Below are 18333 nucleotides of genomic sequence, written 5' to 3'. Positions count from 1 at the left end.
GCTCCGCGAATTGCGGAAGCAGCAACGAACTGTTGAGGAGAAGAAGGATGCGAATCTCGCACGCATCGAAGGCCGTAGCTCTGTCCGCGGCCCTGGCATTGACCCTGTCGGCATGTGGTGGCGGCTCGTCTGAAACCCCTGAGGGTAACGGCGACGCCCAGGCAGGCGACACTTCATACGTCGTTTCGGCAAACACCACCGAACCGCAGAACGGCCTGCTGCCGGCCAACACCAACGAAGTTGGTGGCGGCCGCGTCATGGATCTGATCTTCACCGGCCTGGTGAGCTACACCGCCGATGGCAAGACCCAGAATGAGCTGGCCGAGTCGATCGAAACCACCGACTCCCAGAACTACACCATCAAGATCAAGTCCGGCCAGACTTTCTCCGATGGCTCGCCAGTGACCGCTGCTTCGTTCGTGGACGCCTGGAACTTCGGCGCCGCTGCAAAGAACGCCCAGCTGAACTCCTACTTCTTCGAGTCCATCAAGGGCTACAAGGAAGTTAGCGCAGAGAACGCCAAGAAGGACACCATGGAGGGCCTGAAGGTCGTGGATGACACCACCTTCACCGTAGAGCTCTCGCAGCCTGAGTCCGACTTCCCGCTGCGACTTGGCTACACCGCCTTCTTCCCGCTTCCTGAAGCAGCGTTCGAGGATCCCAAGGCCTTCGGCGAAAAGCCGGTCGGCAACGGTCCATACACGCTGGCCGAGTGGAACCACGACGTCAACCTGAAGCTGGAAGTTAACGAGAAGTACGACGGTCCACGCAAGGCCCAGAACGGCGGAATCGACTTCAAGGTATACCAGTCGACTGACTCGGCATACCAGGATCTCATTTCCGGCAACTTGGATGTCCTGGATCAGGTTCCGCCAAGCCAGCTGGCGTCGTACCAAAGTGACTTGGGTGACCGTTCGGTCAACTCGCCTTACGCAGGCAACGCGACCATCACCATCCCGGGCTACCTGGATCACTTCAAGCAGGGCGAAGAGGGCAACCTGCGTCGTGCCGCTATCTCGCAGGCTATCGACCGCCAGCTGGTCATCGACAAGGTGTACCAGGGCGGCAAGGTCATCGCCAAGGACTTCACCGCACCGGTAATCGACGGCTACTCCGACAGCATTCCAGGCAGTGAAGTGCTGACTTTCAACGCCGAGGCCGCCAAGAAGGCCTGGGCCGACGCAGATGCCATCTCGAAGTGGGATGCAGATGCAGAACTGTCCATCGGCTACAACGTTGACGGCGCCGGCAACAAGGAATACGTCGAGGCTGTTGTCAACCAGCTGAAGAACAACCTGGGCATCAACGCCGTAGCCAAACCATACAGCTCCTTCAAGGAACTGCGTGAGCAGGTCACCGAGCGCAAGATGACCGGCGGCTTCCGTACCGGCTGGCAGGCCGACTACCCATCGCTGTACAACTTCCTCGGCGCCCTCTACGGCACCGGCGCAGGCTCCAACGATGGCGACTACTCGAACAAGGAGTTCGACGCCAAGCTGAAGGAAGGCTTGGCAGCGACTGATCCTGCTGCAGGTGCCGAGATCTTCAACCAGGCCCAGGAAATCCTGATGAAGGACCTTCCCGCCATCCCGCTGTGGTACCAGGCTGTTCAGGGCGGCTGGAGCGAAAACGTCTCCAACGTCGAATTCGGCTGGAACGGTGTCCCGCTGTACAACGAGATCGCCGGCAAGTAATTACGTTCAGCGTTTAGCCTGATCAAAGGCTCGAATAGCTGGGAACAACGTCAAGGGAGACCCGCAACAACTAGGGTCTCCCTTTGGCGTGTCTGTCCTGCCTCGCAAAAAAGTAACGTCGGATAATCTCCGACGGAAAGAGGAAAATAATGGCCAAGCGCCCTCTGGTGTCTCGAGGTGAGATGCAAGCATGTTAAGTTTTACCCTCAAGCGCATTGCGCAGCTGATTCCGGTATTCATCGGAGCCACGTTGCTGGTGTACTTCCTGGTTTTTGCGACCCCGGGTGACCCGATCGCGGCACTATCCGGTGGCAAGCCGATGACGCCTGCGACCGAAGCAGCGCTTCGCGCACAATACAATCTTGACCAGCCATTCTGGATCCAGTACGGGCTCTACCTGAAGAATCTGGTGACCTTCGATCTCGGCATGTCCTTCTCTGGCCAGCCTGTGGCCGACCTGCTTGGACGGGCTTTCCCAGTGACCGCCCGTTTGGCGATCCTGGCATTGTTGATCGAAGGCGTTTTCGGCATCATCTTCGGCGTGATCGCCGGTATGCGCAAGGGCAAGTTCTTTGATTCGACCATTCTGGTTGCTTCGCTGATCGTCATCGCGGTTCCGACCTTCGTGCTCGGCTTCGTGCTGCAGTTCGTGATCGGTGTGAAGCTTGAATGGGCCAAACCCACTGTCTCCGGTGCCGGCACGTGGAGCGAGCTGATTCTCCCCGCCATGGTTCTGGGCTTGGTTTCGCTGGCCTACGTGATCCGCTTGACCCGTACCTCCGTGATCGAGAACAAGAGCGCGGACTATGTGCGTACCGCTACGGCCAAGGGATTGAGCCGCAACCGTGTGGTGCGTGTCCACGTCCTGCGCAACTCGCTGATTCCCGTGGTGACCTTCCTTGGTGCCGACCTCGGATCGCTCATGGGCGGCGCCATCGTGACCGAGGGTATCTTCAACGTCCCCGGTGTCGGAAACCTTTTGTACCGAGCGATCCTCAAGGGCGAGACGCCCACCGTTGTCGCCGTGGTCGGTGTCCTGGTGATCGTGTTCGTGATCGCCAACTTGATCGTGGATATGCTGTACGCCCTGCTTGACCCTAGGATCCGTTATGCCTGAGAACCAGAACTTCAATTCCGAGGCCGGCCTGCCCGTCAACCGCCGAGCTGGCAAGGTCTCCAAGTACAAGATCGAGCACTATGTGGCTCCGTTGGACGAGACACCTCTGCAGGCAGTCGACTCCGTCAAGGAGACGGGCAAGCCGCTGTCCATGTGGGCCGAGGCCTGGCGCTCGCTGCGCAAGCAGCCTTTGTTCATCATTTCCGCAATCCTGATTCTCGCTGTCATCATCGTTGCCGCGTTCCCTCAGTGGTTCACGTCGCAAGACCCCACGTATTGCGCGCTGGAAAATTCGAACGAGCCGGGGCGTGAAGGCCACATCATGGGCTTCAACCTCCAAGGTTGCGACATCTACTCCCGCGTCATCTACGGCACGCGTGCTTCCCTCCTAGTCGGCATCTTCACGACCTTGATCGTAATCATCGTTGGCGGCACCATCGGTGCGCTGGCAGGCTTCTACGGAGGCTGGATCGACACCATCCTGGCTCGCTTGGGCGACATTTTCTTCGCCCTGCCGCTGATCCTCGGTGCAATCATCGTCATGCAGCTGCCTGCCTTCCGAGACAACAAGAGCGTCTGGACGGTGATCATCACGTTGGCCATCTTCGGCTGGCCGCAGCTGGCCCGCATCACCCGCGGTGCCGTCATCGAGGCGCGCAATGCGGACTTCGTCAAGGCTTCGCGCTCGCTGGGCCTGTCCAAGTTCAAGTCGTTGGTCAAGCACGTGCTGCCGAACTCGATCGCCCCGATCATCGTGGTTGCGACCGTGAATCTCGGTGTATACATCGTTGCCGAGGCAACCCTGTCCTTCCTGGGCGTTGGCTTGCCGCCGGATATCATGAGCTGGGGCAACGACATTGCCACCGCCCAGACCCAGCTTCGCAGCAATCCGATGATGCTGATGTGGCCAGCACTGTTCCTTTCAGTAACTGTCTTGAGCTTCATCATGCTCGGCGATGCAGTGCGCGACGCACTGGATCCCAAGGCCCGGAAGGGAGCCTAGCCCGTGAGCGAGAACGCAACTCCCAAGCCGCTGCTTGAAGTCAAGGATCTGGCGATCACTTTCTCCACTCCTGACGGACCGGTGCACGCGGTGCGCGACGCCAACTTCACCGTGATGCCCGGCGAAACCGTGGCCATCGTGGGCGAGTCCGGATCCGGCAAGTCGACGTCGGCACTGGCCGCCATCGGCCTGCTGGCCGGCAATGGCCGTGTGTCCGCAGGACAGATCCTGTTCGACGGCGAAGATATTGCCAACGCCAGCGAAAAGCGATTCGTTGAGCTGCGCGGCAACCACATCGGCATGGTTCCGCAGGACCCGATGTCGAACCTCAACCCGGTATGGAAGATCGGATTCCAGGTCAAGGAAACCCTGAAGGCCAACGGCTTGGCGGGGGACAATCCCAAGAAGCGTGTGGCCCAGGTGCTGGCCGACGCAGGCCTGCCCAACCCGGAGGCCCGCGCCAACCAGTACCCGCACGAGTTCTCCGGCGGGATGCGCCAGCGCGCGCTGATTGCCATCGGCCTCGCCTGCCGTCCTCGCCTGCTGATTGCCGACGAGCCGACCAGTGCGCTGGACGTGACGGTGCAGCAGCAGATCCTGGATCACTTGGATACCATGACCAGCGAGCTGGGCACCGCCGTGCTGCTGATCACCCACGACCTGGGCCTGGCCGCAGAGCGTGCCGAGAAGGTCGTCGTGATGTACAAGGGCCGCGTGGTCGAGTACGGGCCAGCGCTGGAGATCCTGCGCAACCCGAAGCACCCGTACACCCAGCGCCTGATCAACTCGGCTCCATCGCTCTCCGCTGCACGCGGCGACAAGCATGAGGCCATAGTCGAGGAGACCTCCCCGGCCAAGGCCGAGCCGCTGCTGTCCGTCAGCAACCTGACCAAGGTCTTCGACATCCGCAAGGGTTTCGGCAAGAAGGAAAAGTTCACCGCGGTGGACAACGTCTCCTTCGAGATTCCGAAGGGCACCACGACTGCAGTTGTGGGCGAATCGGGCTCCGGCAAGTCGACCATTGCGCAGATGGTGCTGAACCTGCTGGATTCGACCAGCGGCGAGATCACCTTCGACGGCCAGCAGATCGGCAACCTGAGCGAGAAGCAGCTGTTCAAGTACCGCCGCCGCGTCCAGCCGATCTTCCAGGATCCGTACGGCTCCCTGGATCCGATGTACTCGATCTACCGCACGATCGAGGAGCCGCTGCGCATCCACGGCATCGGAAACTCGGCCTCGCGCCAGAAGAAGGTCAAGGAGCTGCTTGACCAGGTCTCCATGCCTGCGGCAACCATGCACCGCTTCCCGAACGAGCTCTCCGGCGGCCAGCGCCAGCGCATCGCGATTGCGCGTGCCCTGGCCCTGCAGCCGGAAATGATCGTCTGCGACGAGGCGGTTTCCGCGCTGGACGTCCTGGTCCAGGCCCAGGTGCTGGACCTCCTTGATGAGCTGCAGCGCGACATGGGGCTGACCTACCTGTTCATCACCCACGACCTTGCAGTCGTGCGCCAGATCGCGGACAACGTCTGCGTGATGGAACGCGGAAAGATCGTCGAGCAGGGTTCTGTCGACGATATTTTCGACGCGCCGAAGAGCGATTACACCCGTAATCTGCTGGCAGCCATCCCGGGGGCAACCCTGATCTAGCCGACGCTGAGCACGCCGAAAAGAACGCCGCAACCGATACCGGTTGCGGCGTTCTTTTCAGTTTTGATGACATGCCTGCCTGCCCTGATGACGTGCGAGGACATCGATATTCAAGATTTGCTTGAGATTATTACGGGAATCTTCCGGCGTTACCAAACTGTTATAAACGACTCCGAGGCAAGACTTGGACTCAGCTGTGCATCTGGTTGATTTTTCCCAATCTGAAAGAAACCCTTGAAATCTTGCGGATGTGAGGCAACTCGCATTAACTCGCCGGTAACATGCGAAATCCTGCATTAACTTTTCGTGGCCTTCCCGTGACTATCTGAAGCGAGTCTTTCTATATCCAAGACCGGAAATTCCCGTTAGTCTATTGCTCATTGGATCGGGTGTGACTTGATCCACACTGATTCGGAAGTTTCAGAACTCGTATCAATCGAAGATCTCAAGGAGGCGAAATGCGGTTCCAACGCGTTTCGAAGGCAGTCGTCGTAGGCGCAGCGATGGCACTGGCGCTGTCTGCATGTGCCCCAGGCGGAAGCGAAACCAGCCCATCGGCCAGCGAATCCGCAGGCGGGGGCAACGCCGGCGCAGAGGCGACCACTACCGGTCTGGCGGACCTGGGCGACATCGCGACCAAGGATGGAGCCATCAAGGTTTCCATCGGCGCCCCTGAATTCATCAGCTACAACGGCAACACGCCGCAGACCTACTCCACCTACAACTCCGGCATTACCGACCGGATGTTCGCGAGCTTCGTCTACTTCGGTACCGACGGGAAGATCTACCCGAATGAGGACCTGGGAAGCTTCGAGAAGATCAGCGACGACCCGCTGACCATCAAGTACACCATCGCAGACAACGCCAAGTGGTCCGATGGCACCGACATCACCACCGCCGACGCGGTACTCGCGTGGGCTACTCAGAACCTGAACCTAAATTCGGGATCAAAGGACAAGCCGCTGTTCAACTCGGTCTCCACCGACCTCGGCGATACCGTCCCGAAGGGCCCTCAGGGCGATCCTGCGGGCAAGGAGTTCACCGTTGAGTTCAAGGCCCCGGATCCGGACTGGCAGATCCAGACCTGGATGCTGCACCCGGCCCACGTCGTGGCCAAGAAGGGCGGCCTGAGCACCGAAGAGTTCGTCGCTGCTGTTCGCGATGGCGACTCCAAGAAGCTTGAGAAGGCCGCAAAGTTCTGGAACGAAGGCTGGACCACCAAGCCGGGCACCCTTCCTGACGAAGCAGACATTCCGGTTTCTGGCCCATACAAGCTCAGCTCGTGGAAGGCTGGCGAGTCAGTCACCCTGACCGCCAATGAGAACTACTACGGCACCCCGGCGGCAACCAAGGAACTGAACTTCCGCTTCCTTGCCGATTCCGGCATGGTCCAGGCACTGCAGAACAAGGACCTCGACGTCATTGGCCCACAGCCAACCGTCGATACCCTGGAACAGCTCAAGGGGCTGGGCAGCGCCGTCAACATCCAGCAGGGTGACACCCTGACCTGGGAGCACCTGGACTTCAACTTCGTCAAGGGCAACACGATGACCAACCTGGAACTGCGCAAGGCCTTCGCCATGTGCGTTCCGCGCCAGGAAATCGTCGACAACCTGATCAAGCCGCTGAACCCTGAGGCTCAGGTCATGAACCTGCGCGAAGTCTTCCCGTTCCAGGAGAACTACGCGGACACCGTGGCAGCAGCCTATGACGGACGCTACGACCAGGTCGACATCGACGGCGCGAAGAAGATCCTCGAGGAACAGGACGCAGTCGGCACCAAGGTGCGCATCGGCTACTCGGCGCCGAACGAACGCCGCACCAACGAGGTCGCGCAGATCAAGTCCTCGTGCGACAAGGCGGGCTTCGAGATCGTGGATGCAGGCGACCCGAAGTTCTTCGCACCGGGCGGAACCCAGGAGCGCGGCGACTACGAGGTAGCACTGTTCGCGTGGGCCGGTTCGGGCCAGATCACATCCGGCCAGAACATCTACGCGACAGGCAAGCCGCAGAACTACGGCAAGTACTCGAATGCTGAGGTCGACGCCGCGTGGGAGACCCTGGCCACCTCGCTGGACCCGGCAGTCCACGCGGAGCAGACCAAGAAGATCGAGAAGCTGCTGTGGGATGACCTGTTCGGCATCCCGATGTTCGCCCACCCGGGTCTGAGCGCCTCGGGCGCAGACATCCAGAATGTCCGCCACACGGCAACCCAGAACGGCATCGTCTGGAACGCCGAGCAGTGGATGCGTGCTGAGTAGGCCTTCGGCCTGAACAAACGCATACACCAGCTGTGAGCGCCCGCGGGGCCCGATCATCATCGGGCCCCGCGTCGTGTCCGGCTCCAACATCGCGGAGGCGGGAGCGCCACAAGGCGAGAAGAAAGAGGACGTTAGTACCGTGTTGAAATTCATCCTGAAGAGACTGGGGTCGGCCGCCGGCGTGCTGTTAGCCGCATCGCTGCTGCTCTATATCCTGGTCATTAATTCCGGCGACCCGCTCGGCGATCTGCGTGAAAGCAACGCGGAAAACCGCGAGTACCTGATGCAGCAGCGCACCGAATACATGAACCTGGAACAGCCCTGGTACCTGCGGTACCTGACCTGGCTGACCGGTGTTTCCAAGTGCTTCGTGGGCGCCTGCGACCTGGGCCGCAATATCAACGGCATCGAGGTCACGGACCTGCTGGCCAACGCCGCATCATCAACCCTGCGACTGGTGCTGCTGGCAACAGTCATCGCAGCCATCCTGGGCATCGCCATCGGCGTGCTGACCGCCGTGCGCCAGTACTCGGGTCTCGACTACCTCGTCACCTTCCTGACCTTCCTGTTCTTCTCCCTGCCGGTGTTCTGGGCCGCGGTGCTGCTCAAGGAATACATGGCCATCGGCTACAACAACTGGCTGGAGAACCCCCAGATCTCACTGGGCACCAGCATCCTGATCGGCGTGGTCGCAGGTCTGGTCCTGCAGATGCTGCTGGCCGGTTCGCTCAAGCGCCGCGGCATCACCTTCCTGGCCACTGCCATCTTCGTGCCGCTGCTGCTGCAGTACAGCGTGTGGCTGAACTTCTACCGTTTCCCGCAGATGGGACCGGCAGTCATCATCGTGCTGACCGTGCTGCTGGCGCTGTCCGCCACCGCCATGAGCGTCGGGCTCAAGGAAAAGCGCGTGCTGTACCCGGCCTTGATCACCGCGGTGCTAGTGCTGGGCATGTACTACGCGACCTTCTGGCTCCTGGCGGAACCGAACGGATGGCTGTTGCTGGGCGGTGCCATCCTGGCCGTGGTCATTCCGGGCCTGATCGGCAAGCTCATGGGGGGCCGCCTGTCCAAGGCCGCCATGGGCGTTTCGGTGACCGTCGGCCTGGTCGGCGCCGGCCTGACCGTGCTGGACCACATCTTCCGCGCGTGGCCTGGCTTCCTGGACCTCAAGGGACGCCCCATCGCAACCATCGGTTCCTCCACCGCGAACCTTGAAGGCGGCTTCTGGGACCATTTCCTGGACAACGCCACCCAGCTGCTGCTGCCAACCATCGTGCTGGCCATCATCTCGCTGGCAAGCTACTCGCGCTACACCCGCTCATCGATGCTGGAAGTGCAGCAGCAGGACTACATCCGCACCGCACGCTCCAAAGGCTTGAGCGAACGCACCGTGATCTTCCGCCATGCATTCCGCAACGCGCTGATCCCGATCGCCACCATCGCGGCCTTCGACTTCGCCGGCCTGATCGGCGGCGCTGTGGTAACCGAGACGGTGTTCGGCTGGAAGGGCATGGGAGACCTGTTCAATACCGGGCTGCATGCGGTGGACCCCGCACCGGTCATGGCATTCTTCCTGGTCACCGGCACCGCAGCGGTGCTGTTCAACCTCCTGGCAGACATTGTGTACGCGATTCTCGATCCGCGGATCCGGGTCTAGGAAACTAAGGACATTCGATGAGTAACACAAACGACAAGATGCCAGGGAACCTGACATCCATTGCAGAGGTCGAAGACGCCAAACTCGCTGTCTCGACCGAAACTTCCAAGAGTCAGTCGCGGATCGTCCTGGAACGCTTCCTGCGCCACAAGCCGGCCATGATTTCCGCGATCGTCCTCGTGCTGATCACTTTGCTGGCATTCACCTCGATCGGCTACGGGCCGATTCCCGGCTGGTGGAAACAGAGCTACCTCGACGCCGGCGCCGTGGTCAACGGCGGCAAGCCCACCTTGTCGCTGCTGCCCACCTGGCTCGGCGGCTCGGGCATCCAGATCGGCGAGCACCCCTTCGGCCAGGACTCCATCGGCAAGGACTACTTCGCCCTGGTCATGAACGGGACGCAGAAGTCCATCATCATCGGCGTGGTCGTCGGGCTGGTGGCCACCGCGATCGGCGCAGTCGTCGGCGCGCTGGCCGGATATTTCCGCGGCTGGATCGACGAGGCGCTGATGCGCATCACCGACCTGTTCATCGTCATCCCGCTGCTGGTGCTGGCCGCGGTCTTGGGCCAGATCGCCGGGCGCGGATCCAGCTCGATCATCCTGCTGGCGCTCATGCTGGGACTGGTGTCCTGGACCGGCATGGCGCGCCTGGTGCGCGGCGACATCCTGTCGCTGCGTGAACGCGAATTCGTCTCCGCGGCCCAGGCCATGGGCTCCAAGACCTCGCGGGTGATTTTCAAGCACCTGCTGCCCAACACCATCGGCGTGATCGTGGTGAACTCGACCTTCCTGATCGCCGGGGCGATCCTGCTGGAATCCTCGCTGTCCTTCCTGGGCTTCGGGGTCCAGCCTCCGGAATCCTCGCTGGGCCTGCTGATCAGCCAGTACCAGAACGCGTTCACCACCCGGCCGTGGCTGTTCTGGTGGCCGGGCATGACCATCGTGGCCATCGCCCTGTCGGTGAACTTCCTGGGCGACGGCCTGCGAGATGCCTTCGACCCACGCCACAGTGGCAAGCGCCGCCGCCGCGCGGGCCTGTTTGCCATGCCAACCCGCAAGGAGAAGCCATGAGCCACGCCGCACCAACCAATGACTCTGCCGGGGGCTACGCGCTGAGCTTCAACAACCTGCAGGTCACGTTCGAGACCGCGGGCCCCGACGTGCACGCGGTCAAGGGGCTGTCGCTGGCAGTGAAGCCCGGCGAAGTGGTCGCGCTGGTCGGCGAGTCCGGCTCCGGCAAGTCGGTGACCTCCACCGCCGCCATGGGCCTGCTGCCTGAGAACGCTAACGTCTCGGGCGTGGCCAAGGTGGGCAACGTGAACGTGGTGGGCCTGGAAGCCGGGAAGATGCGCAAGATGCGCGCCACCGACATCGCCATGGTCTTCCAGGAGCCGATGACCGCGCTGAATCCGGTGCTGACCATCGAGCGCCAGCTGACCGAGGCGCTGGAACTGCATGGCATCGCCTACGGCAAGGAAGCCACCGCCCGCGCCGTGGAGCTGCTGACCTTGGTCGGCATTCCCGACCCGGCCAAGCGCATCAAGCAGTACCCGCACCAGTTCTCCGGCGGCCAGCGTCAGCGCATCGTGATTGCCATGGCGATCTCCTGCGACCCGAAGGTCATCATCGCCGACGAGCCGACCACCGCGCTGGACGTGACGGTGCAGGCCGAGATCCTCGACCTCTTGCGTGAGCTCAAGGACCGGCTGAATACCGGCATCCTGCTGATCACCCACAACATGGGTGTAGTGGCGGACATGGCGGACCAGGTGGCCGTGATGTTCCAGGGCAATCTGGTGGAGACCGGCACCGTGGAGCAGGTGATGCTGCATCCGCAGCACGAGTACACCCAGCGCCTGCTGTCGGCGGTGCCGAAGCTTTCGCCGGTGGTGATCGACGCGAACGCCGCCCACGCCGAGCAGACCGCCTCCGCGGGCCGCGAGCTGGTGCTTGAAGCCAAGGACCTGGTGCTGGAATACGACATGCGCGGCACCAAGTTCAGGGCCGTTCAGGGCGTGAGCTTCGACGTGGCCAAGGGCGAGGTGCTGGGCATCGTGGGCGAGTCCGGATCCGGCAAATCGACCGTAGCCAAGGCGGTGATCGGCCTGCTTCCGGTCGCCGAAGGCACGCTCTCGGTGCAGGGGCACAACCTGCCCAAGCTGTCGCCGCGCGAAGCGCGCAAGGTGCGCAAGTCGATCGGCGTGATCTTCCAGGATCCCGCCGCCTCGCTGAACCCGAGGTTCCCGATCGGCGAATGCATCACCGAGCCGATGGTGGTGCACAAGGAGGGCACCAAGGCCAGCCGCATCCAGCGCGCCATGGAGCTGCTGGACGCGGTGAAGCTGCCGCGTAGCGTGGTCAACCGCTATCCGCACGAGCTCTCCGGCGGCCAGCGCCAGCGTGTGTGCATCGCCCGCGCGCTGACGATGAACCCGGAACTGCTGATTGCCGACGAGCCCACCAGCGCGCTGGATGTCTCGGTGCAGGCGGTGGTGCTGGAAATGCTCCAGGACCTGCAGCGGGACTTCAACTTCGCCTGCCTGTTCGTCAGCCACGACCTGGCAGTGGTGGACATGCTCGCCGACTACGTGGTGGTCATGCAGTCAGGCCGTGCGGTGGAGCAGGGCAAGGTCAAGACCGTGCTGCACGCCCCGCAGCACGACTACACCCGTCGCCTGCTGGCGGCCGCTCCGGTGCCGGATCCTCATGAGCAGGCGGTCCGCCGCGAGGCCTGGCGGACGCTGAACGCCACCAGGTAGCGCCGGCCGGGGCGCGGTGATTCGCCCCGACAACGCACTGAGCCGGTTCCCGCAAAGGGAACCGGCTCAGTGCATCAATGCTTGGCGCCGCTAGTCCAGCTGCATGACGTTCTCGGTGACGACTTCTGCGCGGGCGTTGGAGAAGATCTGCTCGGTGCCCACGGTCTTGAAGCCGCGGCGCTCAAGGACCTTGATGGAGCCGAGGTTGTCCTGCACCACGTGGGCCATCAACGGGCGCTTGGTGAACTCGGCCAGGAACGCATCCACCGCGCTGGTGGTGATGCCCTTGCCCCAGAACTTGGTGGAGGTCCAGAAGTTGATCTCGGGGGCTTCGCCGTCGAAGACCAGGATCGAGCCGGCGACTTCGCCTTCGTGCTCGATGGTGCGCACCAGCACCGTGGGATCGTTCAGGATCTGGTTCCAGTGGTGGTCGAACACCGAACGATCAGCAGGGTTGCGCGCCTGGTAAGCGGCCATCAGATTCGCTTCTGGTTCCTGCTGGTGAGCGAAGAATGCGTCCAAGTCGGAAGCGCGGACCTCACGTAGCTGCACGGCAAAGGCCTTTCGATCGGGTGGGAAGCGTGCCGGTTGGCAGGCTTCAAAGAGCAAGGGCTTAGAACTAGGTTACCGGTGAAGTCAGTGCCGCAAGCGCCATATTAGACAGCAGCGGCTTTAATCCCGACTTTTTGGTGCGCGGATTGTGCGCCGAATGCGCGGTGGAGTTCAGCAGGCCGAACACCGCGTGCGCGCGGAAGCGGTGCGACTGCGCCGAGTCCCTGGGATGCAGTTTGGCCAGCTGCGCGGTCCACAGCGCGATATAGGAGTTCTGCAGCTTGCGCACCAGCGCCAGCTCGGCCTTGGGCAGCGATTTCAGGTCCCGGTCCTGCACCTGCAGGATGTCGGGGCGCGAGAGCGAAAAATCGGTGTGGAAATCCACCAGCCGGGAGAGCACCTCGATCGGCTCGCCGCCGGCCTCGGCCGCGGCCTGCCCGCCGTCGTGGATGTCCTTGGACATGTCCACCAGCAGGGCGATGAGCACCGCCTGCTTGCCGGCGAAGTGGCGGTAGACCGCCGGGCCCGAGATGCCGCACGCGGCGCCCAGGTCTTCCAGCGACACCCCGGCGTAGCCGTGCTGGGCGAACAGGCGGGTTGCCTCGCGCAGCAGCGCCTCTCGGCGTTCGGCCTTGGCGCGCTCGCGGTCCGTTGGCTCATGCAGCGGCTGGTACCTTGCCACAGGCATCATCTCCTTGCGAATGCCGACCCCGACTATGGACAACTGTGATGCCTGCCACTAGTGTCAAAAATGTGGCTGATACTAAAAAATATCGGCGATCAGTTAACGAATATTAACCATACGCGCCTTGGGTGTGAGCGGCCAAGTAATGCTGGCCTCAGGGCGACACGACCCGTCATCCGGTGCCGGCACACCGCGCAGCTGGATGGGGAACCCCGATGGAGAGAGAGCCCCATGCTTGATCTGGAACTCGATGAGCAATACCAGGACCTGGTAAACCTCGTTCGCGACTTCGCCCAACAGGTCGTGGCCCCGCAGAGCGCGGCCAACGACGCCAACAAGACCTTCCCCTATGACATCGTGAAGCAGATGGGTGAACTGGGCTTGTTCGGGCTGCCGATCTCCGAGGAATACGGCGGCTCGGGCGGGGACTACTTCCACCTGGCCCTCGCGCTGGAGGAACTGGGCAAGGTGGACCAGTCGGTGGCCATCACCCTGGAAGCCGGGGTGTCGCTGGGCGCCATGCCGCTGTACCGCTTCGGCAGCCAGGAGCAGAAGCTGACCTGGCTTCCGGAACTGGCGGCCGGGGAAAAGCTGGCCGGCTTCGGGCTGACCGAGCCCGGGGCGGGATCCGACGCCTCGGCAGCGCTGACCCGCGCCCGACTCGAGGGCGGCGAATGGGTGATCGACGGGGGCAAGGAATTCATCACGAACTCCGGCACGGATATCACCTCCCTGGTCACGGTCACCGCGGTGACCGGCATGGACGAATCCACCGGAGAGAAGCAGATCTCGGCTATTATCGTCCCCTCGGGCACCCAGGGGTTCACCGTCGCCCCCGCCTATGACAAGGTCGGCTGGAGGGCCAGCGACACCCATGCGCTGCACTTCGACGGCGCCCGGGTGCCGCAGGAGAACCTGCTCGGCGAGCAGGGGCGCGGCTATTCCTACTTCCTGGAGATCCTCGACGAGGGGCGCATCGCCATCGCCGCCCTGGCCACGGGCGCAGCCCAGGGATGCCTGGACGAGGCGGTGGCATATGCCAAGACCCGCACGACCTTCGGCACCCCGATCGGCAAGAACCAGGGAATCTCGTTCATGCTGGCCCGCATGGCCACCCGCGTGCATCTGGCGCGCCTGGCCTACTACGCGGCGGCGGCGAAGATGCTGGCGGGCAAGGACTTCAAGGTTCAGGCCGCGCACGCCAAGCTGGTGGGCAGCGAGGCGGCCATGGACAACGCCCGGGACGCCACCCAGATTTTCGGCGGCTACGGTTTCATGAACGAATCCTTGGTGGCCCGGCACTACCGGGACTCCAAGATCCTTGAAATCGGGGAGGGAACCACCCAGGTGCAGCAGCTGCTGATTGCCCGCAGCCTGGGGCTGTGAGCGCCGGCGCGGAGGCGGCTCTCTTTGGGACCTCACAGTTAGAAGAACCATAATGGATGGGTGAGCACCAAAGATTTTTCTCCCGAACCAGGGCGGCCGCGCCGCGTCACGTTGATCGGTTCCACCGGGTCCATCGGCACCCAGGGGCTGGATGTCATCGACAACGCGCCGGAGCAGTTCAGCGTCGCCGCGCTCAGCGGCGGCTACAACCTGGAGCTGCTGGCGCGCCAGGCGGTGAAGTTCCGCCCTGCCGTGGTGGGCAGCGCCGTGGATTCCACGCAGGAGCTCGCCGACGCGATCGCCGCGGCCGCGCATCAGGCCTCGGTGCACGGCTACGCGCCCGAGCTGTTCGCCGGCCCGCAGGCCGCCACCGAGGTCGCCGGGTTCGCGGACGCCGACGTGGTGCTCAACGGCATCACCGGCGCTATCGGCCTGGAGCCGACCATCGCCGCGCTGAAGGCAGGGCACCTGCTGGCGCTGGCCAACAAGGAATCATTGATCATCGGAGGCCAGGTGGTCAAGCAGTTCGCCGCACCGGGGCAGATCGCCCCGGTCGACTCCGAGCACTCGGCCCTGGCCCAGGCGCTGCGCTCGGGCACCCCTGACGAGGTGGCCAAGCTCATCGTCACCGCTTCCGGCGGGCCGTTCTTCGGCTACAGCTACGACCAGCTTCGCGATGTCACCCCGCAGCAGGCCATGGCCCACCCGACCTGGGACATGGGCCGCGTGGTGACCACCAACTCAGCCACCATGGTCAACAAGGCACTGGAAGTCATCGAAGCGCACCTGCTCTTCGACGTGCCGCTGGACCGGATCGAGCCGGTGGTGCACCGCCAGTCGATCATCCACTCCATGGTCGAGTTCATCGACGGATCGGTCATCGCCCAGGCCTCGCCCCCGGATATGCGCCTTCCCATCGCGCTGGGCATCAACTGGCCGCACCGCGTGGCCGGCGCCGCCACGGCCTGCGACTTCTCCACCGCCTCCAGCTGGACCTTCGACCCGCTGGACGAGTCGGTGTTCACCGCGGTGAAGCTCGCCAAGCAGGCCGCCGCGGCCTCCGGAACCCACATGGCCGTGTACAACGCCGCGAACGAGGTCGCGGTGGATGCATTCCACGACGGGAAGATCCGCTTCACCGACATCGTGGAGACCATCGAGCGCGCGCTGGATGACTACACCCCGGTCAACGCGGAGCCCAGCGTGGAAGTGGTGCTCGAGACCGACAAGTGGGCTCGCGCCCGCGCGTCGAAGATCCTGGGGGCTGGCGCATGAGCACCGTGCTGTTCATCCTCGGAGTGGTCTTCATGGTGCTGGCCATCGGAGTCTCCATCGCGTTGCACGAGGTCGGGCACCTGGTGCCGGCCAAGCTGTTCGGGCTGCGGGTGCCGCAGTACATGATCGGCTTCGGCAAGACCCTGTTCTCCTTCAAGCGCGGGGAAACCCAGTATGGCATCAAGATGCTGCCGCTGGGCGGCTACATCTCCATGGTCGGCATGTACCCGCCGCGCCCGGCCGCCGAAGGCGAGGCGGGGGCGCCGCGGAAGAAGCCGAACCTGTTCCAACGCGTGTTCGGCCAGATGGTCGATGACGCGCGCTCGCAGGCCAACGAGAACGTCAAGCCCGAAGACGAAGGCCGGATGTTCTACCAGCTGCCCACCTACAAGCGGATCATCATCATGCTCGGCGGACCGTTCATGAACCTGGTGATCGGCTTCGTGCTGATCGGCATCGTGCTCACCAGCTTCGGCATCGCCACCACCACGACCACGGTTTCCGAGGTCTACAAGTGCATCGCCACCGCGGAGAACGCCGACCAGACCGAATGCTCGGCCTCGGACCCGGCCGCTCCCGCCTACGAGGCGGGGCTGCTGCCCGGCGACACCATCACCTCGGTGAACGGCATTGCCGTGGCGCAGGGGGAGTGGAACAAGCTCACCGACGTCATCCGCGAGAACCCGGGCCAGCCGGTGTCCCTGGAGTACACCCGCGACGGCACCAGCCGCAGCACCACGATGACCCCCTACCTGACCGACCGCCCCGTCACCGACGCCAACGGCTACCCGGTGAAGGGCGCGGACGGCGAATACGAAATGGCCAAGGTCGGCTTCGTAGGCATGAGCTCCACCGTGGAGAACCTGCCCCAGCCGCTGCGCGAGGTGCCCGGCGTGGTGGGCACCCAGCTGGCCAACATCGGCAATGTGATCCTGCACCTGCCGCAGCGCATGGGCGATGTCGCTCGGGCGGCCTTCGGCAGCGAGGAGCGGGACCCGAACGGCCCGGTGTCCATCGTGGGGGTCGGGCGGATTGCCGGGGAAATCAGCGCGGAAGACTCGATCTCCGTGGGGGACAAGTTCGCCACGCTGCTCTCGCTGGCCGGCGGGCTGAACCTCGCGCTGTTCGCATTCAACCTGATCCCGCTGCTGCCGCTGGACGGCGGCCACGTGGTCGGCGCGCTCTACGACGGACTGAAGCGCACCGTCGCCCGAATCTTCAACATCAAGAACGTCAAGCCGGTGGACACCATCAAGATGCTGCCGCTGACCTATGTGGTGGTCGTGGCCATGCTGGCGATGGGCGGCCTCTTAATATACGCGGACATCTTCAAGCCGATTCAGTTGTTCTAGGCGCAAGGATTTAAGCTGAACCCATGACTGTTTTTGCTGTTGAATACGTATACGCCGAGAACTCCGCGCAGCTGCGCAACGAGCACCGCCCGGCCCACCGGGAGTTCCTCGGAGGTTTTGTGGGCGACGGACCGGTGCAGCTGCTGGCTTCAGGCCCGACGCCGGTCAACGACGGCGCCTTGCTGATCCTGGCCGCGCAGTCTGAGGCAGCGCTCGTCGAGGTGCTGGAGCAGGACCCGTTCAGCACCACCGGTGCCCTGGCGCAGCGCATCATCACCGAGTGGAACCCGGTGACCGGCCTGCTCAAGGACTTCGCTTCCTAGAAGCCGCCATTCCACGCCCGCCCGGCGCCTGCACTGCGCAGCTTGCGCAGCGGGCGCCGGCCTGCGTTTGCCCGTGGGAGACTGGGGAGATGGACCTGCACATTTCCCGTTCGCTGGTGATCCCGGCCGCCGAGCTGTCCTGGCACTTCAGCCGCTCTTCCGGGCCCGGCGGCCAGCACGTGAATACCTCGGACAGCCGGGTGGAACTGTCGTGGTCCATCGCCGGGTCCAGGGCGCTCTCGCCCTGGCAGCGGCAGCGGCTGCTGGACAAGCTGTCCTCCCGGCTGACCGGCGGGATGCTCGTGGTCGCCTCGGCCCAGGAACGTTCGCAGTGGCGCAACCGGCAGAATGCCCAGCAGAAGCTGGCCGAGCTGGTGGCCGCCGCGTTGCGGCCCGACCCGCCGCAGCGCCGGGCCACCAAACCCACCAGGGGTTCCCAGCGCCGCCGGCTGGAGACCAAGTCGAATCGCTCAGCGACCAAGCAGCTGCGCCGCCGCCCGCCCATGGACTAGATGCGGCATCCTCCGCCAGTGAGCCAGATCACCGGAAATCGGGGAATGGATCCGGGTTGCCTGCGGGTTGAATGTAGATGAAGCGTCAGCTTTCTAACTTTCCCCTTC

15 protein-coding genes are annotated in these 18333 nt (G+C 63.4%); 13 read left to right on the top strand and 2 right to left on the bottom strand.

All coding sequences use genetic code 11. From position 1 onward, the window contains the following. Positions 1-47: 47 nt before the first annotated feature. From ATC04_RS13280 to ATC04_RS13245, 8 genes are all read left to right on the top strand, one after another. Positions 48-1694 (top strand): ABC transporter substrate-binding protein, encoded by a 1647-nt coding sequence (locus tag ATC04_RS13280; RefSeq protein WP_047121047.1) that lies wholly within the window; start codon positions 48-50, stop codon positions 1692-1694. 190 nt (positions 1695-1884) lie between these two features. Beyond that, positions 1885-2811 (top strand): ABC transporter permease, encoded by a 927-nt coding sequence (locus tag ATC04_RS13275; RefSeq protein ID WP_047121048.1) that lies wholly within the window; start codon positions 1885-1887, stop codon positions 2809-2811. After that, on the top strand, positions 2804-3814 hold the full coding sequence (locus tag ATC04_RS13270) for an ABC transporter permease (RefSeq protein WP_082124092.1): 1011 nt from the start codon (positions 2804-2806) through the stop codon (positions 3812-3814). The genes ATC04_RS13275 and ATC04_RS13270 overlap by 8 nt, the downstream gene beginning before the upstream one ends. 3 nt (positions 3815-3817) lie before the next feature. Then, positions 3818-5461, top strand: a complete 1644-nt coding sequence (locus tag ATC04_RS13265) for an ABC transporter ATP-binding protein (RefSeq protein ID WP_047121049.1) — start codon at positions 3818-3820, stop codon at positions 5459-5461. A 458-nt stretch (positions 5462-5919) separates the two neighbouring features. Then, a complete protein-coding gene (locus ATC04_RS13260) occupies positions 5920-7722 on the top strand; it encodes an ABC transporter family substrate-binding protein (RefSeq protein WP_047121050.1) in 1803 nt (600 codons plus the stop codon). A gap of 139 nt (positions 7723-7861) precedes the next feature. Beyond that, complete coding sequence (locus ATC04_RS13255; protein ID WP_047121051.1) at positions 7862-9379, top strand: ABC transporter permease; 1518 nt, start codon at positions 7862-7864, stop codon at positions 9377-9379. Positions 9380-9396: 17 nt separating this feature from the next. Further along, positions 9397-10452: an ABC transporter permease gene (locus ATC04_RS13250; RefSeq protein ID WP_047121052.1), complete on the top strand. Its 1056-nt coding sequence runs from the start codon at positions 9397-9399 to the stop codon at positions 10450-10452. After that, on the top strand, positions 10449-12140 hold the full coding sequence (locus tag ATC04_RS13245) for an ABC transporter ATP-binding protein (protein WP_047121053.1): 1692 nt from the start codon (positions 10449-10451) through the stop codon (positions 12138-12140). Before ATC04_RS13250 ends, ATC04_RS13245 begins: the two co-directional genes overlap by 4 nt. 90 nt (positions 12141-12230) lie before the next feature. Here ATC04_RS13245 and ATC04_RS13240 read toward each other — a convergent pair whose 3' ends face one another. Next, entirely contained in the window at positions 12231-12692 is a 462-nt protein-coding gene (locus ATC04_RS13240; protein ID WP_047121054.1) for a GNAT family N-acetyltransferase, read from the bottom strand. 67 nt (positions 12693-12759) lie between these two features. Continuing rightward, positions 12760-13380 carry a TetR/AcrR family transcriptional regulator gene (locus ATC04_RS13235; RefSeq protein ID WP_047121055.1) on the bottom strand — a complete coding sequence of 207 codons (621 nt, stop codon included), beginning with the start codon at positions 13378-13380 and terminating at the stop codon, positions 12760-12762. A gap of 228 nt (positions 13381-13608) precedes the next feature. Here ATC04_RS13235 and ATC04_RS13230 point away from each other — a divergent pair, with 228 nt between their 5' ends. From ATC04_RS13230 to arfB, 5 genes are all read left to right on the top strand, one after another. Then, the gene (locus ATC04_RS13230; RefSeq protein WP_047121056.1) at positions 13609-14763 is read left to right on the top strand and encodes an acyl-CoA dehydrogenase family protein; all 1155 of its coding nucleotides are present in this window, start codon (positions 13609-13611) and stop codon (positions 14761-14763) included. Positions 14764-14823: 60 nt separating this feature from the next. Further along, positions 14824-16038 (top strand): 1-deoxy-D-xylulose-5-phosphate reductoisomerase, encoded by a 1215-nt coding sequence (gene dxr / locus ATC04_RS13225; protein WP_047121057.1) that lies wholly within the window; start codon positions 14824-14826, stop codon positions 16036-16038. After that, on the top strand, positions 16035-17390 hold the full coding sequence (locus ATC04_RS13220) for a site-2 protease family protein (RefSeq protein ID WP_060617057.1): 1356 nt from the start codon (positions 16035-16037) through the stop codon (positions 17388-17390). The genes dxr and ATC04_RS13220 overlap by 4 nt, the downstream gene beginning before the upstream one ends. Positions 17391-17413: 23 nt before the next feature. After that, positions 17414-17713 (top strand): YciI family protein, encoded by a 300-nt coding sequence (locus tag ATC04_RS13215; RefSeq protein WP_047121059.1) that lies wholly within the window; start codon positions 17414-17416, stop codon positions 17711-17713. 89 nt (positions 17714-17802) lie between these two features. Further along, complete coding sequence (gene arfB / locus ATC04_RS13210) at positions 17803-18225, top strand: alternative ribosome rescue aminoacyl-tRNA hydrolase ArfB (RefSeq protein WP_047121060.1); 423 nt, start codon at positions 17803-17805, stop codon at positions 18223-18225. The last annotated feature ends 108 nt before the right edge of the window (positions 18226-18333 follow it).

It is taken from the genome of Arthrobacter sp. YC-RL1 (genome assembly GCF_001454985.1).
In the GTDB taxonomy this organism is placed as follows: domain Bacteria; phylum Actinomycetota; class Actinomycetes; order Actinomycetales; family Micrococcaceae; genus Glutamicibacter; species Glutamicibacter soli.
The sequence above is the reverse complement of the archived record's forward strand: the minus strand, read 5'-3'. Positions and strand labels throughout refer to the sequence as shown.

Bases quoted from the DNA above. Each gene is read 5' to 3' on its own strand.
- arfB (WP_047121060.1), top strand. From the start codon at position 17,803: ATGGACCTGCACATTTCCCGTTCGCTGGTGATCCCGGCCGCCGAGCTG.
- ATC04_RS13220 (WP_060617057.1), top strand. From the start codon at position 16,035: ATGAGCACCGTGCTGTTCATCCTCGGAGTGGTCTTCATGGTGCTGGCC.
- ATC04_RS13275 (WP_047121048.1), top strand. From the start codon at position 1,885: ATGTTAAGTTTTACCCTCAAGCGCATTGCGCAGCTGATTCCGGTATTC.
- ATC04_RS13270 (WP_082124092.1), top strand. From the start codon at position 2,804: ATGCCTGAGAACCAGAACTTCAATTCCGAGGCCGGCCTGCCCGTCAAC.
- ATC04_RS13260 (WP_047121050.1), top strand. From the start codon at position 5,920: ATGCGGTTCCAACGCGTTTCGAAGGCAGTCGTCGTAGGCGCAGCGATG.
- ATC04_RS13230 (WP_047121056.1), top strand. From the start codon at position 13,609: ATGCTTGATCTGGAACTCGATGAGCAATACCAGGACCTGGTAAACCTC.
- ATC04_RS13215 (WP_047121059.1), top strand. From the start codon at position 17,414: ATGACTGTTTTTGCTGTTGAATACGTATACGCCGAGAACTCCGCGCAG.
- ATC04_RS13250 (WP_047121052.1), top strand. From the start codon at position 9,397: ATGAGTAACACAAACGACAAGATGCCAGGGAACCTGACATCCATTGCA.
- ATC04_RS13280 (WP_047121047.1), top strand. From the start codon at position 48: ATGCGAATCTCGCACGCATCGAAGGCCGTAGCTCTGTCCGCGGCCCTG.
- ATC04_RS13235 (WP_047121055.1), bottom strand. From the start codon at position 13,380: ATGCCTGTGGCAAGGTACCAGCCGCTGCATGAGCCAACGGACCGCGAG.
- ATC04_RS13245 (WP_047121053.1), top strand. From the start codon at position 10,449: ATGAGCCACGCCGCACCAACCAATGACTCTGCCGGGGGCTACGCGCTG.